This window comes from Actinospica acidithermotolerans (assembly GCF_018139625.1).
In the GTDB taxonomy this organism is placed as follows: Bacteria; Actinomycetota; Actinomycetes; order Streptomycetales; family Catenulisporaceae; genus Actinospica; species Actinospica acidithermotolerans.
The window spans coordinates 1-16,337 of the sequence record NZ_JAGSOH010000141.1; the positions used below are offsets into that span (position 1 = coordinate 1).

Here is a 16,337-nt window from a genome sequence, read left to right on the forward strand (position 1 = left end):
GCGGTGGAGCCTGCTGCGGCGGGCCTGGCGTGAGTGCCGGGCCTGCCACGGGACGGGCGGGGCTGTGGATGACGAGCGGGCGTGGTGGAGGGCGGGGCGATGAGTGGTAAGGAACCCGAGCGCAAGATTCGGCGCCGTCGGCGGCTGTGCCGCTCGTGCAAGGGCAGGGGCCGCATGTGGTCCAAGTCCGGCAACGGCAACCACCACACGCGCAAGGCGTGCCGGGCGTGCGGGGGCCGGGGCGAGAAGTAGCCCGGTAGTCGGGATTCGATGAAACACAGGTGGCGCGCACTCCGGAACGGCTCGGGGGCGCGCCGCCTGTCATCACACGAGAGTGACGGTTGTCGCTGTGCAGTAGGAATCAGAGCATGCTCCCCGGCGGTCCGGTGCCGCACGGGGTTGATTCGGGAAGTGGCCCACAGCGCGTGAGGGGGCCGCGCGCCGGCCGAACCGCGGCGCCCCGAGTCCAGGTCGGGCCGGGTGGGGTGCGCCGCGGTTCGGCCTGCGCGCTGGCCAACCCGGGCACGCGGGGGTCAACGGCGCACATGGTGCGGCGGTGGTCGCGGTGATGCTGGGCAACGGTGAGCGGCCGGTGCTGCGGATCTCGCATCTTTCGCGGATGGTGGGGCCTGAGTTCCGGGCCTGGTATCGGGCGCTTGAGCGGCTGGGCGGGTGCGCTGAGCCGGTGATGCTGGTGGGCCACACGCTTACGCGCGACGCAGGTACCGGTGAGTTGCTGCACGTGTTCCGGTCGGGCGACTTGCCGTTCGGGACGTTGATGGTCGCGTGTCGCAACCGGCGCGAGTCGGTGTGCCTGCCGTGCAGTCTGCTGCACAACGGCGACACGTTCCAGATCGTCAAGTCGGGCCTGTCCGGGGGGAAGGGGGTTCCGGCGGCGGTCTCGAACCACCCTCGGGTGTTCGTGACGGTGACGGCACCAAGCTTCGGGCCGGTGCACCGGGTGACGGATAACCACAGGGCCTCGGACCGGTGCCGGGTGCGGCGCGGGAATCCGCAGTGCCCGCACGGGAATCGGCTGTGGTGCACCGCGACGCACGGTGCGGCCGATCCACGGGTCGGGGTGCCGTTGTGCCCGGAGTGCTACGACTACGCGGGCGCGGTGCTGTGGAATGCGTCGTTCGGCGTGCTGTGGAACCAGTTCGTCAAGCAGATCGGCCGTGCGGCGGCGGAGCGGGCCGGGGTCAGGCGGGGCGAGTTGCCGAAGTTGGTGCGCCTGTCGTTCGCGAAGGTGGTGGAGTTTCAGCGGCGCGGGAGTATCCACGCGCACGCGGTGTTCCGTTTCGACGGCCCGGATGGTCCGGGCGATGCTCCGCCGGTCTGGGCCTCGGTCGGACTGTTGCGGGATGCGGTCACGGCGGCGGGGCCGTCGACGCACCGGTACCTGACGGGGCCGGGCGGGGGGCGGCGGACGCTGGCGCTGGGCCGGGAGTTGGACGTGCGCGAGATCACCGGAACCGGCAGCGATGAGCGCGCGCTGTCGGAGACGGCGGTCGGCTCGTACATCGCGAAGTACGTCACGAAGGGTGAGCCTGCGGGCATGGTCTTGCCGCACCGGCTGCGGCACGTCGGGCAGATCGAGGCTGCGCCGCTGAGCGGGCATGCGCGCAGGTTGATGCGTACGGCGTGGGAGCTCGGGGAGGTCCCGGAGTACGAGGGCCTGCATCTCCAGATGTGGGCGAATCAGCTGGGGTTCCGGGGCAACATCGCCACGAAATCGCGGGTCTACTCGACGACGTACGGGGCGCTGCGCGAAGGGCGGGCGGCGTATCGGCGCGAGCTGGCCGGGGTGGTCGAGCCGAAAACCGGCGTCGTGCGCGAGAGTTCGTGGCAGTTCGTCGGCAAGGGCCTGGCACCCGACCTCGCCGAGATCGCGGAAGGGATCGCGGAGGAAACAGCGATCCGCAAGGGGCCTCGACCCGATTGGATCGATGTCGGGGGTGACACGTGAACCAGCCCCCTGACCTGGAGCTTCAACCGAATCGCGGCGCAATGCCGGCCGAATCACGACGGCGGCCGGGCGCTGAAGAGGGTGAGCCGCGCAGCGACCTTATCCCAAACCAAGATCGACTAATAGCATCGCCGCGAGACCAGCCCCGCCAGAGCGGCGGCCAGGCGCTCGAATCGCTGAGTCCCGAAGGGGCCTTACCCGGAACCCAAGATCATTCGGTTGCTTGTCGCTCGGCCAGGGTGAGTGGGCTCGGTGCCAACCGCGCGGAGTTGAGCCCCGAAGGGACCGATGCCGGGCCAAGCATGATCACGCGAGAGGAGTGGATTGCGCGTGAGGTGGAGCGGGCACCGGAGATCAGCGTGGAGGCGTGGCGGCGGACGCTGCGGCTCCTGACAAGCAGTCGAAAGCGCGCGTAGTCCTCGGCGAGTGCCCCGGCCGTCTGAATGACAGTCGGGGCACTTTCGCGCGCCTGGGGCTATGCGGCGGTGTCTATCCACACCGGTTTGAAAGCCGTGTGATCGAACTTCGCGCGGCCTCGGGACGCAGACGGCTTGACGACGATTGCGGTGAGGTACTGTCCGAGGATTGCGCGCTTACCTGCAACGTCCGTGCGGTCCCAGTGCGCCCGAACCTGCTCCACGGTTCGGATGGGAATGCCTCTGGGGCTGATGTGCCCTGATTCGCTGATGGCCTTCTTAAGCTGCTTAATCCTCGCTTCAAGCAGAGGCACGGTCGCAAAGAACGTCTCGTCGCTGGTGGTGCCAGCGGCGTACCCCTCGCGAAGCTTCTCAAGCCGCTGCGTCGTGGCGTCTAGGTCCGCCTGGTCCTGGCTCGGACCTGCTGCCTGAGGAGCAACGGCGTTGGCCGTAGGGGCCTTCGCCGCGATGTACTCGAACAACAGGTCTTCGATCAGCTCGTCCGTGCGGGCTGCGTGACGGGACAGGTTGCCGCAACCGCGCTGCGCTGGGCCGGGGCAGCGATAGACGATGTAGGGCTCATGCCGCTTGTCGCGTACCCACGTGCCAACGAGAGGCACATTGCAAATCGTCCCGTCCTCACGTTCCCGACCACACCGGAGCAGCCCAGAAAGGAGGTACTTCCGCGTGCCCTTGCCGGTGAACTGGGTCGTGTTCCGGCACTCGTCGACGACGGACACGAGCGCTTCCCACTCCTCGACAGTGAGAATGGGGTCAAGGTCGGTCATCACGTAAGAGCCGTCAGCGTTCTTCAACGCGCTTCCCGTGAGCTGCTGAACGAGCGAGCGATCGTCCTTCTTACCTCGCATACCGCCGTTGTAGACGGCGATTCCGGCCACCGTGGGGCGCAGGATGTACCGGCGCAAGGCTGCGACAGACCAGGTTCCGCCGTTAACCGGCCGAACATCCCCGTCTTCCAAGATCTTGACCGTTCCCGCCCAAGAGGCTCCGTCCGTGATCCGGCCTGCTGCCCAGCGAATTACCTCCACCTCTTCGGCGATCAACTCTCCGTCGATGGTGCGGCCGAAGCGCCGAAGCTTTCGTGTCTTGCCCTCGTTGGCCCGTGCCAGGCTCTCGCGCGCGACTCGGCGGGCAGTGTCCTCGCTGGACTTGTTCGCCATGGCGAGCAGTACACGGGCCATGGCTCGTCCTCCGGACGTCATGAGGTCGATGGTTCCGGTTACGCCTGCTACGGGACGGCCGTGGTACTCAACAAGGTCAATGAGGTCTTCGAGGTCGCGAGGTTGCCGCGCGAGTCGGTCCAGGTCGTAGACAATGAGCCCGTCTATAACCCCGTTGTGGAAGTCGTCCAGCATCTTGCGCCACTCGGGCCGGATGACACGCCACACCACAGAACCATCGGGAAGCGTGACCTTCCGCTTCTTGAACGCACTCACGTCGTTCTCGATGTAGAAACGACCGATCTTCCACCCGGTCCGCGCTGCGAGCTCGCGCATATCCTCGGTCTGACGACCCACCCCCTTCTTTAGCCCTGACGGGTCGTCTGAGATTCGCGCATACGCTCCCGCGTTCTGCGGCCTGACCTGGGCATCTCCGAAGTTCGTCATAGGAATAGTATAGTTCTGCGACCCCCGAGTAACCTCGAGGGTTATTGGCGGATGATCGCACTGCAGACGCACCGCGTGGTCAGCGAGCGTGATCCGGAGGAGGAATTCCGGCCGTATTTCGCGGTCTGGTGCGGGACCGGTCCCGGCCGGCTGCACCGGACGATCGCTACCGGCGAGGTCATCTCGAAGGCGGAATGCGCGCACTACACCGCGGAGCTCTTCCCGGCATACGAGGAATTGCTCAAGCGGGTCCGGGCGAGCCGGCTCGGCGACGCGTCGGTGAAGTTCACGATGAACGACGGGCGGCTGCTGGGCGATCTCGTCGAGGAGGTCTGCGACTCGGCGAAGAAGCTGCCGTAAGCCGCCACACCATCAGGCCATGACCGAGGCCGCCGGACCGTCAGGCCATGACCGAGGCCGCCGGATCGTCAGGTAGTGACCGAAGCCGCCACACCATCAGGTCGTAACTGAAGCCGCCACACCATCAGGTCGTAACCGAGGCCGCCACACCGTCAGGTCGTAACCGAGGTGGCCAGCAGGACGCGGAGCAGCGGCAGCGCCGGGAGAGCCCACAGCGAGATCTCGTCCAGCAGCACGGCCACCAGCCACTGCGAGCCGTCGGCGGCGGTCGCGCCGGCCGACAGTGCCGAGGTGTAGCCGGCCGCCGCCAGGAACTCCGGGGATATGCCCAGGTCTCCGGGGTTCCAGTTCGAGTCCTGACCCACTGCGGGAGTGACCGCGCCGAAGCCGCGCAGCTGCTCGGCGACGCGGGGTATCGGCTCGATCCAGTGGGGCGGCGCGGTCGGCGAGGCCTCGACCGCGCGCTGGTGCGACTCGGGGAGCGCACCGGGGATCGTGTACGAGCCGGATTCGGAGGCGGCGCGGTAGACGGCCGAGCGCTCCTGGTAGAGCGGGCCCTGCTGCGTGGCGCGGCGGTATATGTACCAGGACGCCGCGTCCAGGCCGCGCGCGACCTGATCCACGATCACCTCGACCCGGTCCGCCCGCTGCGCGTTGGGCGGCAGCTTGTCGAGGCCGGCGAGCGCCTGGCCGAGCAGTGCTTCGATCGGCGCCGAGGCACGGCCGCGGCCAGCGGCCACCGGCACGCCGCGCTGCTGGATCGGCAGCTCGGGGTCCGGCGGCTGTCCGCGCCCCGCGATGACCGGGGAGAGCGAGCGGGAGCGCTTGGCGCGGTACTGCGCGGCGTCGGCGAGCCGGAACAGGCCGTCGCGCGTCGCGACCCGGCCGATCGGGTCGCCGGTCGAGGCGACGCCGCAGGACATGCCCTCGCCGCCGCGCACGGTCAGCGCGCGCAGGCACAGGTCCTCGGCCGCGGCCACCGCGTCGTCCGCGGTGAATCCCTCGATCAGCAGGCAGAATTCGTCGCCGCCGAGCCGCGCGGCGAGGGCCCGCGGCAGCCGGGAGGCGGCCGCCGAGACGCACGCGCCGAGCTCGACCAGCAGCGCGTCGCCGTGGTCGTGGCCGTGCGTGTCGTTGATGCGCTTGAGGCCGTTGCCGTCGCAGAGTACGAGCGAGACGACCGTGCCGTCGGTGTTATGACGATCCATCGCCGCGTCGAGGCGCGCGTCGAACGCGCGGCGGTTGGCGAGGCCGGTGAGCTGGTCGGTGAGCGCGAGCCGTTCGATGTGCTCCATCTGGCTCGCCCGCGCGAGGCCCGCGGCCACCTGCGTGGAGAGCGCCTCGGCGTAGTCGAGGTCGGCTTCGCTGTAGTCGGGCTGGTGTGTCGCGCGCGCGGCGTAGAGCTCGCCCCAGGCGCGGCCGCCGAAGACGATCGGGGCGATCAGCGCGCAGCGCAGGCCCCGGCGGCGCATCAGGTCGACCCGCTTCGGGTCGCCGCTGCCCGCCTCCGCGGTCTGGATCCACGGCCCGACCTCGTCCTCGCTCAGCAGCACGGTCGGGAAGTCGGTGACCGGGTACGTCTCGTTCGCGGGCCGGTCGGACACGCCCTCGCCGAGCTGGCCGCCGTGGCTGACCAGCACCCGGAGCAGGCCGGTGTCCCGCTCCCACATGGAGATCGACACGGACGCGGCGTCGAGTTGGCGGTACGCCTCGGCCGCGGCCGCCTCCGCGACGTCGATCGTCGAGCTCGCGTCGGCGATCAGCTTGGTGAACTTGGCCAGCGCGCGCAGCCGGACCGCCAGGTTCGCGGCGGAGTCGACGTACGCGACCGGGTACTGCTGCGGCGCGCCCGGGGCCGCCGCGGCACCGGCCGGGCCGTAGCCCGTCGGTGCCGCGTGCGCGCCCGGACCGGATTCGGAGGCGCGGCGCCAGGCGGACTGGGCGGAGCCGATCGGCGCGGCGTGGCTGCCGTGGCCCCAGGACTCGGGCGGCCCTGCCGGCGGCCCGTCGGGCAGCCCGCTGGGCGGCCCTCCGGTAGCGCCACGGCCGTACCCGTCCACCCGCCCCTGCCTTCCGCGACCGGCCGCCACCGGTCGCGCTAGCTCACTCGCCTGCTCTCATCCGCTGCTCGCATACCGCCGCGCCGGGACGCGGGCCCGGACTCAGGCGCGGGCCGTCGCTCCGGCGGCCGGGTCGCCCGAGATCAGCGTGCTTATCTCGCGCTGCGTCTCCTCCACCCGCGGGATGTCGTTCAGCAGCACCTGTCCGTGCTCGCCCGCCGACTCGACCACGAGGGTGCCGCAGCCGAGCATCCGGTCGAGGATCGAGTCGTGCCGGAAGGAGACGTCGTTGATCTTCTCCAGCGGCAGGTCGCGGCCGACGCGGTGGACGAAGCCGAGCCGGATGATCAGTCGGCGGTTGGTGATGACGTAGTTGCTGAACAGCCAGTGCAGCCACGGCCGCACGGTGAAGTAGAGGATCACGGCGAGCGCGACGACGCCGATCGCTATCCAGCTGATCTCACCGCTCGTCTTGCTCGGGCTCGGCGAGACGGTCAGCAGGAATCCGGCGGCTCCGCACGCGACGAGCAGCATGATGACCGGCAGGACCAGGGCTTTCCAATGCGGGCGCAGTTCGAGATCGATCCGCTCGCCCTCGCTCAGTAGTCGGGTCGGGTACCCCATCGCGTACGTTCCTCTCCCCCCTCGAATCGAGGGTGACCTTAGGTGACCACGGCTGTTCGGTTCCGTGTGGTGCCCCATCCTGACATGTCGCACCGACAGAAATCCACGGCCGCCCAAGGGTTCTGATGCTCAGTTACCCGCCTCCGGCCGCAGATGAACCACGTCGCCCGCGCCGATCGCGGTTTCGCCCTGGTCAGCGGTGGTGACCAGGAGTGCGCCCGAGCGGTCCACGCCGCTCGCGCGCCCGGTCACGGACCGGCCTCCGGGCAGCTCAGCGCGCACGTGGCGGCCGATCGTGACGCAGGCCTGCAGATAGGCGTCGCGCAGTCCTGCGGCCTCGGCGTCCCCATCGGCCTCCGACCAGCGCGTATACCAGTCGCCGAAGGAGCGCAGCAGCGCCCGCAGCAGCGTGTCGCGGTCCGTCGACTCCGCCCCGGCCAGCGCGAGCGAGGCCGCCTGCGGCACGGGAAGTTCGTGCTGACGCAACGTGACGTTGATCCCGATGCCGGCGACGAGCGCCGAGGCGTCCTGCGCGGTCTCGCAGAGGATCCCGCCGAGTTTCCGATCTGCGAGTTCGCCGGAGGCGGCGACGAGGTCGTTGGGCCATTTCAGCCCGATCTCCAGCCGGCAGGCGCGGGCCACCGCCTCGCGCGCCGCGACGCCGGCGAGCAGCGGCAGCCAGGTCCAGGCGGCGGACGGCGCCTGCGGGCGCAGCAGGATCGAGACGAAAAGACCGGAACGCGCCGGAGCCGTCCAGGTACGCCCCAGTCGCCCCTTTCCCGCGGTCTGCTCCTCGGCGACGAGCACCGAGGCGTGCGGGGCGCCGTCCGCCGCGGCACCGAGCAGGGCGGTGTTGGTGGACTCCACGCTGGGCAGCACCCGGATCGCGGAGACGAATCCGCCGGGCGTCATCAACGCCCGCTGCACGCTGCGCTCGTCCAACGGCGGCCGGTCGAGATCGTTGTAGGCAGACACCATGGGACGAGCCTATGCCTGTCGGATACATTGGCTCCGGACGCCGTCAGGGATTCTCCGATGGACACCACCCGGGAGCAGAAGAAACCGCCATGACCGACACGACCGACATCCACACGACCGCGGGAAAGCTCGCCGAGCTGCGCACCCGCCTCGACGAAGCGGTTCACGCCGGGTCCGCGCGGGCGGTGGAGAAGCAGCACGCCAAGGGCAAGCTGACCGCGCGCGAGCGGATCGAGCTGCTGCTCGACGAGGGCTCCTTCCAGGAACTGGACGAGTTCGCCCGGCACCGCAGCACGAACTTCGGGATCGAGAACAACCGGCCGTACACCGACGGCGTGATCACCGGCTACGGCACGGTGGACGGGCGCCCGGTGTGCGTGTACTCGCAGGACTTCACGATCTTCGGCGGCTCGCTCGGCGAGGTCAACGGCGAGAAGATCTGCAAGGTCATGGACCTGGCGATGAAGATCGGCTGCCCGCTCGTCGGCATCAACGACGGCGGCGGCGCGCGGATCCAGGAGGGCGTCGTCGCGCTCGGCGCCTTCGCCGACATCTTCAAGCGGAACGTGCACGCCTCCGGCGTGATCCCGCAGATCTCGCTGATCGTCGGCCCGGCGGCGGGCGGCGCGGTCTACTCGCCGGCGCTGACGGACTTCATCGTGATGGTCGACCAGACCTCGCACATGTTCATCACCGGCCCGGACGTGATCAAGACCGTCACCGGCGAGGACGTCGGCTTCGAGGAGCTCGGCGGGGCGCACACCCACAACACCAAGTCGGGCAACGCGCACTACCAGGCCTCCGACGAGAAGGACGCCATCGAGTACGTCAAGGCGCTGCTGTCCTACCTGCCGCAGAACAACCTGGAGGACCCGCCGGTCTTCGAGGCGGAGGAGGACCTGGCCGCCGACGAAGAGCTGAACACGCTGATCCCGGACTCGGCCAACCAGCCGTACGACATGCACACGGTCATCGAGCACGTGCTGGACGAGGGCGACTTCCTCGAGGTCCAGCCGCTGTTCGCGCCCAACATCGTCGTCGGCTTCGGCCGGATCGAGGGGCGCAGCGTCGGCGTGGTGGCGAACCAGCCGATGCAGTTCGCCGGCTGCCTGGACATCGACGCCTCGGAGAAGGCCGCGCGGTTCATCCGGACCTGCGACGCCTACAACGTCCCTGTGCTCACCTTCGTGGACGTGCCCGGCTTCCTGCCCGGCACCGACCAGGAGTGGAACGGCATCATCCGGCGCGGCGCGAAGCTGCTCTACGCATACGCCGAGGCGACCGTGCCGCTGGTCACGGTCATCACCCGCAAGGCCTTCGGCGGCGCATACGACGTCATGGGCTCCAAGCATCTCGGCGCGGACATCAACGTGGCCTGGCCGACGGCGCAGATCGCGGTGATGGGCGCGCAGGGCGCGGTCAACATCCTGCGCCGCAAGGAGATCGCGGAGGCCGCGGACGTCGAGGCCAAGCGCGCCGAGCTGATCGCCGAGTACGAGGACACGCTGTTCAACCCGTACGTGGCGGCCGAGCGCGGCTACGTGGACTCGGTGATCGAGCCCGCGCAGACCCGCGCCTTCGTCGCCCGCGCCCTGCGCACCCTGCGCACCAAGCGCGCCAGCCTGCCGCCGAAGAAGCACGGGAACATTCCGCTGTGATGACTCAGACTCACGACCCCGCCGAGCCGCCGGCGGTGCGGATCGTACGCGGCGAGCCCTCGGCCGAGGAACTCGCCGCGCTGGTGGCGGTGCTCGCGGCGCGGTCCGCCGCGGGCGCCGGGAACGGCGCCGCGGCCCCGGCCGCAGCCGTGTCGGCCTGGACGGACCGTGCGCGCTACGTCCGGTCCGCGCGGATCGACTTCGGCGCGCGCGCAGGCTGGCGGGAGTCGGCGCTGCCGCGCTGACGCCCTTGCACGACCCCTCATCAACCGTCGTCCAGGTCACCTAGGGAGCACCCACGTGCGCTTCGTCCTCGCGTCCCAGTCCCCGGCCCGTCTCGCCACGCTGCGGGCGGCCGGCCTGGAGCCGGAGCAGATAGTCAGCGGCGTGGACGAGGACGCGTTCAACGCGGCCAGTCCGGCGGAGCTGGCCCTGCAGCTGGCCATCGCGAAGGCCCAGACCGTCGCGGCTAACGTCGGGGCGGGCGCGGTCGTGATCGGCTGCGACTCGGTGCTCGACTTCGGCGGCGCGGCGCTGGGCAAGCCCGCCGATGTGGACGAGGCGCGCGCCCGGTGGCGCGAGATGCGCGGCAAGGACGGCGTACTGGTGACCGGCCACTGCGTCGTCGACACGCGCGGCGGCGCCGATCCGGACGACTGGAAGGTCGCGCTGGACGTGAACCCGACGATGGTCCGGTTCGCCGAGGTCACCGACGAGGAGATCGAGGCCTACCTGGCCAGCGGCGAACCGCTGCACGTGGCCGGCGCGTTCACGCTCGACGGGCTCGGCGGCTGGTTCGTCGAGTCGATCGTGGGCGACCCGTCGAACGTCGTTGGCATCTCGCTGCCGCTGGTCCGGCGGCTGCTCGGCGAGGTCGGCGTGAGCGTTCCCGAGCTGTGGAAGTCGCACCCGTCCGCCGCGGCCGCTGGGGACGCCGCCGGGAAGTGAGGGCGGCGCGACGGCGGCCGGAAATGAAGGCGGTCGGCACGTAGGAGTTCGCACGACGGCGGCGCGCACGACGGCGGTTCGCACGTAGGCGGTTCGCACGACGGCGGTTCGCACGACGGCGGTTCGCACGACGGCGGCGCGTACGTAGGCCGCCGGCACGTAGGCGGCGGCCGAGCGGACCGCCGGCGCGCGCTCCGACGGTCGGCGGCCGCCGCTGAGCAGGCGTCAGGCGCGCAGCACGTCGGCGAGTTCGGCCTCGCTGGCGTTGCCGCCGCTGCAGATCACCGCCACGCGCCGACCGGCGTACTGCTCGCGGACGGACCACAGCCCGGCGAGCGCGGCGGCTCCGGCGCCTTCGGCCATCGTGTGCGCGGAGGTCAGCAGCATGCGTTGCGCGGCGCGGATGTCCGCGTCGTCGACGAGCAGGAAGTCGTGGAGCAGTTCGCGCATGATCCGCTGGGGCAGGGCGAACGGCTTTGCCGTGGAAACACCCTCGATAATCGTACGATTAGGCCGATCGACGAGCTCCCCGCCGCGCCACGAATCGTGGGCGGCGGGCGCCTGCGCGGACTGCACGCCGATGACGCGGCAGTTCGGGGCGAGCTCGGCGGCTGCGAGGGCCGCACCGGCGGCGCCGGTGCCCGAACCGACCGGGACGAAGAGCGCTGCGATGTCGGGGGCGCGTTCCAGCAATTCGATCGTGGCCGTACCGACGCCGGCGATCAGCGCCGGCTCGTCGCCCGAGTCCACGTAGTAGGCGCCGGTCTCCTCGCCGATCCGCGCGGCGACGAGGCGGCAGTCGTCGAACCGTTCGCCTTCGAGCACGAGCCGGGCGCCGAGTGCGCGGACGGCAGCGGCCTTGATCGGATTCGCGTTCTCCGGCATCACGATCGTGCACGGCGCGCCGAAGTGGGCCGCGGCGTACGCGATGGACTGCGCGTGGTTTCCGGTGGACGCGGCGACGACGCCGTTGGCGCGCTGCTCGTCGTCGAAGGAGGCCAGCAGCGTGAGCCCGCCGCGCACCTTGAACGCGCCGACCGGCTGCGCGTTCTCGTGCTTGATCCAGACCTCGGCGCCGACCGCGGCGTCGAGGACCGGGTAGTGCCAAGACGGCGTCGGCGGGAGCAGGTCGGTGAGCAAGTTCCGGGCGGCGGCGAGGTCGGCGTACGTCGGAGTCCCCATGCTTCGTGATCCTGCCAGCGGGTCCGGCGCGGCGCCAGGAACACGAGCGGTCCAATCGTCATGAGGCGGACTGCTCCCATCGAGTGAGGGTTTCACTCATCGGAGTGGCATACCGGAAAGCTGACTATCCGGCGCATATGGTCTCCACGTGACCGCGCCCGACGAAGCCCACCCGCGTCCCTGGGCGCGGCGGACCGTCCTGCGCGCGCTCGCGCCGCTGCCCCTGCTCGCGGCGGCCGGCGGCTGCGGCGGCTCGGACGGCCGCTCGGCATCATCCGCGGCGAGTGCGTCCGCCGCTGCGGGCGCGTCCTCGGGCCCTTCTCAGACGCCGGGCGCGCCGACGTCCTCCGCCTCCGCGGCGCTGCCCGGCGCGAGCCCCGTCGCCCTCACCCAGCCCGAGGTCTCCCAGGCCCCCTCGGTGACCGACGCGGTCGCACTCACGTTCCACGGTGACGGAACGGCGGAACTCGCCGAGGCGCTGCTCGCCGAAGCGGAGAAGGCGGACGCGCGGCTGACGGTGCTGGCCGTGGGCCGCTGGCTCGCGAACTACCCCCAAATGGCCGAACGTGTCCTCAAAGGCGGGCACGAGCTCGGCAACCACACCGAGAACCACCTCGACATCGACGCGATGTCCGCTTCCCAGGCCTACGACGAGATCGAGCGCTGCGCGCAGCGGCTCGAACAGCTCACCGGCTCGCGCGGGCGCTGGTTCCGGCAGTCCCAGGCGCAGCACGCGAACGCGGTCGTGCTGGCCGCGGCGAAACGGGCAGGCTACGGCACCCTGCTGTCCTACGACCTGGACCCGCTGGACTACACCGACCCCGGCAGCACCCGGATCGTGAACAACGTGCTCGGCAAGGTGCGCGGCGGCGACGTCGTGTCCCTGCACCTCGGCCACCCGGAGACCGTCACCGCTCTTCCGGTGATCCTCACGGGCCTGCGGCAACGCGGCCTGCGAGCCGTCACGGCGTCAGAACTGTTCCCGGTGGCCGGTACTTCGCCATCTTCACAAACCACGCAGAGCTCCTAGAATCGTACATTCGCAGAGATACATGCAGAGGTAGCCCCGGTGAAGACAACTTCCCGCCGTCGTCTCCTTTTCGGCGCGGGCGCCGCCGCGACCGTAGCGCTCGTCTGGACCGCCGCGGCCACGTTCGGCTCCGAAGCACACGGCACGCCGAGTTCGCAGGTCGCCGCGTCGGGCCGGCAGACGGCCGCGTCCGCCGCGTCCTCGTCGTCCGCCGCTTCCTCGGCGTCCGGCGCGGCGGGTTCGGCGACCGTGCAGATGCGGCACGCAGCGCTGCCCGGGATGCCGGACTACGACCCTGAGGACCTGTACGCGGCGGACCGCCCGAACGAGCTCTCGCCGGTGGTGAAGAACGACCCCAGCTACGTGTACGTGCCCAACACCGAGTCGAACACGGTCTCGGTGATCGACCCGGCCACGTACAAGGTCGTGCGCACGGTACCGGTCGGCGATCAGCCGCAGCACGTCGTGCCGAGCTGGGACCTCAAGACGCTGTGGGTGAACAACGACCAGGGCAACTCGCTCACGCCGATCAACCCGGCCACCGGCCAGTTCGGCACCCCGGTCCCGGTCCACGACCCGTACAACCTGTACTTCACCCCGGACGGCAAGTCCGCGGTCGTGATGGCCGAGTCCGACAAGGAGCTCGTCTTCCGCGACCCGCACACGATGGCGATCCAAACCGTGCTGCACGTGCCGTGCGAGGGCGTCAACCACGCCGACTTCTCGCCGGACGGCAGCTACTTCATCGCCTCCTGCGAGTTCAGCGGCCATCTGCTGAAGGTGGACACCGCCAAGCACACGCTGATCGGCGTCATCGCGATGGAGCACGGCGCGATGCCGCAGGACGTGAAGATCTCCCCGGACGGCAGCGTCTGGTACGTCGCCGACATGCAGACCAGCGGCGTCTGGACCCTCAACGGCGACACGTTCAAGATCACCGGCTTCATCCCGACCGGCAACGGCGCCCACGGCCTCTACGTGAGCCGCGACTCGAAGAGCCTGTACATCACCAACCGCGGCGAGGGCTCCATCAGCGTGCTCGACTTCGCCACCGGCAAGCTCGTCGCGAAATGGAAGATCCCGGGTCACGCGAGCCCTGACATGGGCGGCGTCTCCGCCGACGGCAAGGTTCTGTGGCTCACCGGCCGCTACGACGCCGAGGTCTACGCCATCTCCACCGTCGACGGCCACCTCATCGCCCGCATCCCCGTCGGCGAGGGCCCGCACGGCCTGTGCGTATACCCGGAACCCGGCCGCTACTCCCTCGGCCACACCGGCATCTTCCGCTAAGCCGAACGAGTTAAAGCGGCGCCGTTAAGCACACCAATACGGCGCCGTTTAATACTCATATCGAGTGATTCAATAACGACGTCTTCCTTTCGCCCCCGGCACGTGCTGGACTTGCCTGGAAAGGAGGAGGCCACTATGGCGGTACTTATGGAACGACCCAGCGCGACCGACGAGCACGAACCCGTGGAGCCGGAGAAGCTTCTGGATTCCCTCGAACTGCCTCCGGGGTACAGGGCAGAGCTCATCGAGGGGGACATCGTCGTCACTCCGCCGCCGAACGCCGAGCACGAGGGCTATTTCGCGGAGACGACCTACCAGTTCAACATGCACGGCTGGCGAGTCTCCGGCAACACCGGCCTGCTCACGCCGCTCGGCCGGTTCCAGCCGGACCTGACCGTCGCCCGCCGGGGATATTTTTCGCGGGACGAGCCCGGCGGCTGGCGGAGCGCGGACGAGGTCACGCTCGTCGTCGAGATCACCTCGTCGAATCCGTCCAACGACCGGGATTCGAAGCGTCGCGGCTATGCCGCGGCGAAGGTCCCCATGTATCTGCTGATCGACCGTAAGGCGAAGGAGACCGTCCTTTTCAGCGAGCCGTCACCGACTGATTACACCGTCACTGCCCGTCGGCCGATCGACGAACCGATCCCGCTCCCCGAGCCGTTCTCGTTCACGCTGGAGGATTTTCTGGCCTGAGCATCTCGAGGTCGCCGTTACCCTGATGACGTGGTGGAACAGGACTCGCGCGACGGTGGCATACCGGGCAGCGCTGGGCAGGAGCGCGCTTGGCAGGACCGGATGCGGACCCTGCTGCGGACGAATCCGTCCGAACGGCCGGACGAGCAGCCGGAGGGGATGCACGAGGGACCGGCTGTGGGGCCGGTGGCGGGGCCGGTCACGGGACCGGTGGCGGAGCGGGCCGCGGGGCCGGTGGCGGGGCTGGCCGCGGGGCCGGTCGAGACGACGGGGACTAACCAGACGCCGCGGGTCCGGAGCGTGCTGGACCTGGCGCTACGGCTCGGCGAACTGCTGTTGGCGTCCGGCGAGGCAGCGGAGGACGTCGAGGCCGGGATGCTGGCCGTGGTGCACGGGTACGGGCTTGTGCGCTGCGACGTCAACGTCACGTTCACGATGCTGACGATCGCCTACCAGGCGACGCTCGCGGATCCGGCGTGGACGGCTTCGCGCGGCGTGCGCAGGCGCGGGTCGGACTACACGCGGCTGGCAGCCGCGCACGACCTAGTGCGGGACATCGGCGAGGGCGGGATGACCGTCGAGGAGGCGTACCGCCGGCTGCTGGAGATCCGCCGTCGGCGGCAGACGTACTCGGAGTGGCAGACCGCCGGGATGACGGCGCTGCTCGCGGGCGCCGCGTCGGTGCTCGTCGGCGGCAGCTGGCTGGTCTTCCTCAGCGCCTGCCTGGGCGCGCTGGTCGGCCACCTGCTGGCGTCCGCGCTCGCGGTGCGCGGACTGCCGGAGTTCTACCAGTACGCCGCGGCCGCGATGCCCGCCGCGACGGCCGCGATCGCCCTCGACCTGGCGCACGCCGAGGTGCGCTCCTCAGCTGTCATCACCGGCGGCCTGTTCGCGCTGCTCCCCGGCCGCGCCCTCGTCGCCGCGGTCCAGGACGGGCTCACCGCCTTCTACATCACCTCGGCCGCCCGGCTCATCGAGGTCTTCTACATCATCGTGGGCATCGTCTGCGGGATCAGCGTCGTGCTGCGCGGCGGGATCGCCTTCGGCATCGACCTCAACCCCGCCGACAACCTCCTCATCCCGTCCAGGCCCTGGCTCCAGACCCTTGCCGCCGCCGTCCTCGGCCTCACCTTCGGGGTCGTCCTGCAGGTCCGGCAGCGGCTGCTCGGTTACGCCGCCGTCAGCGCCGCCCTCGTCTGGATCTGCGACGCCGGCCTGCTCAAGGGCGGGGTCAGCCCCACCATCGCCGTCGCCGCCACGAGCGTCCTGCTCGGCCTCGGCGGCCAGCTCATCGCCCGCAGGCACGCCACCTCCGGCCTGCCCTTCACCATCCCCGGCCTGGTCGCCCTGCTCCCCGGCTCCCAGACCTACCTCGGCGTCCTGTTCATCGTCCGCGGCCAGACGGGCTTCGGCGCCGCCCACCTGTTCACCGCCGCCTCCACCGGCCTCGGCCTCGCCGTCGGCGTCAACCTCGGCGGCGAGCTCGCCCGCCTCATCC

The 16,337-nt window shown here is 70.2% G+C and carries 14 protein-coding genes; 9 read left to right on the forward strand and 5 right to left on the reverse strand.

What is annotated here, in order from left to right:
- Positions 1–556: 556 nt before the first annotated feature.
- Positions 557–1,969 (forward strand): replication initiator, encoded by a 1,413-nt coding sequence (locus KDK95_RS29985; protein ID WP_212521695.1) that lies wholly within the window; start codon positions 557–559, stop codon positions 1,967–1,969.
- A gap of 475 nt (positions 1,970–2,444) precedes the next feature.
- On the opposite strand, the gene KDK95_RS29990 is transcribed toward KDK95_RS29985, so the two are convergent.
- Complete coding sequence (locus KDK95_RS29990; protein ID WP_212521696.1) at positions 2,445–4,013, reverse strand: recombinase family protein; 1,569 nt, start codon at positions 4,011–4,013, stop codon at positions 2,445–2,447.
- A 51-nt stretch (positions 4,014–4,064) separates the two neighbouring features.
- Here KDK95_RS29990 and KDK95_RS29995 point away from each other — a divergent pair, with 51 nt between their 5' ends.
- Entirely contained in the window at positions 4,065–4,373 is a 309-nt protein-coding gene (locus KDK95_RS29995) for a hypothetical protein (RefSeq protein WP_212521697.1), read from the forward strand.
- A gap of 152 nt (positions 4,374–4,525) precedes the next feature.
- Here KDK95_RS29995 and KDK95_RS30000 read toward each other — a convergent pair whose 3' ends face one another.
- The 3 genes from KDK95_RS30000 to KDK95_RS30010 all read right to left on the reverse strand — a co-directional run bounded on the left by KDK95_RS30000 (position 4,526) and on the right by KDK95_RS30010 (position 8,035).
- Positions 4,526–6,433, reverse strand: coding sequence for a GGDEF domain-containing protein (locus KDK95_RS30000; RefSeq protein WP_212521698.1), 1,908 nt, complete (start codon positions 6,431–6,433; stop codon positions 4,526–4,528).
- A 102-nt stretch (positions 6,434–6,535) separates the two neighbouring features.
- Positions 6,536–7,057 (reverse strand): PH domain-containing protein, encoded by a 522-nt coding sequence (locus KDK95_RS30005; RefSeq protein WP_212521699.1) that lies wholly within the window; start codon positions 7,055–7,057, stop codon positions 6,536–6,538.
- 129 nt (positions 7,058–7,186) lie between these two features.
- Positions 7,187–8,035 carry a biotin--[acetyl-CoA-carboxylase] ligase gene (locus KDK95_RS30010; RefSeq protein WP_212521700.1) on the reverse strand — a complete coding sequence of 283 codons (849 nt, stop codon included), beginning with the start codon at positions 8,033–8,035 and terminating at the stop codon, positions 7,187–7,189.
- Positions 8,036–8,124: 89 nt separating this feature from the next.
- Between KDK95_RS30010 and KDK95_RS30015 the strand changes: the two genes are divergently transcribed.
- From KDK95_RS30015 to KDK95_RS30025, 3 genes are read left to right on the forward strand one after another with little or no spacing between them, the layout of a single operon-like run.
- Positions 8,125–9,693 (forward strand): acyl-CoA carboxylase subunit beta, encoded by a 1,569-nt coding sequence (locus KDK95_RS30015; protein ID WP_212521701.1) that lies wholly within the window; start codon positions 8,125–8,127, stop codon positions 9,691–9,693.
- Entirely contained in the window at positions 9,693–9,938 is a 246-nt protein-coding gene (locus KDK95_RS30020) for an acyl-CoA carboxylase epsilon subunit (RefSeq protein WP_249162119.1), read from the forward strand. The genes KDK95_RS30015 and KDK95_RS30020 overlap by 1 nt, the downstream gene beginning before the upstream one ends.
- 55 nt (positions 9,939–9,993) lie before the next feature.
- Positions 9,994–10,641, forward strand: a complete 648-nt coding sequence (locus KDK95_RS30025; RefSeq protein WP_212521703.1) for a Maf family protein — start codon at positions 9,994–9,996, stop codon at positions 10,639–10,641.
- Positions 10,642–10,866: 225 nt separating this feature from the next.
- Here KDK95_RS30025 and KDK95_RS30030 read toward each other — a convergent pair whose 3' ends face one another.
- Positions 10,867–11,823, reverse strand: a complete 957-nt coding sequence (locus KDK95_RS30030) for a threonine ammonia-lyase (RefSeq protein ID WP_212521704.1) — start codon at positions 11,821–11,823, stop codon at positions 10,867–10,869.
- A gap of 148 nt (positions 11,824–11,971) precedes the next feature.
- Here KDK95_RS30030 and KDK95_RS30035 point away from each other — a divergent pair, with 148 nt between their 5' ends.
- The 4 genes from KDK95_RS30035 to KDK95_RS30050 all read left to right on the forward strand — a co-directional run.
- Positions 11,972–12,853, forward strand: coding sequence for a polysaccharide deacetylase family protein (locus KDK95_RS30035; RefSeq protein ID WP_212521705.1), 882 nt, complete (start codon positions 11,972–11,974; stop codon positions 12,851–12,853).
- A 39-nt stretch (positions 12,854–12,892) separates the two neighbouring features.
- On the forward strand, positions 12,893–14,143 hold the full coding sequence (locus KDK95_RS30040; RefSeq protein WP_307844785.1) for a YVTN family beta-propeller repeat protein: 1,251 nt from the start codon (positions 12,893–12,895) through the stop codon (positions 14,141–14,143).
- A gap of 135 nt (positions 14,144–14,278) precedes the next feature.
- Positions 14,279–14,839, forward strand: coding sequence for a Uma2 family endonuclease (locus tag KDK95_RS30045; RefSeq protein WP_212521706.1), 561 nt, complete (start codon positions 14,279–14,281; stop codon positions 14,837–14,839).
- 30 nt (positions 14,840–14,869) lie between these two features.
- The coding region (locus tag KDK95_RS30050) for a threonine/serine exporter family protein (protein WP_212521707.1) at positions 14,870–16,337 on the forward strand (1,468 nt) is incomplete at its 3' end.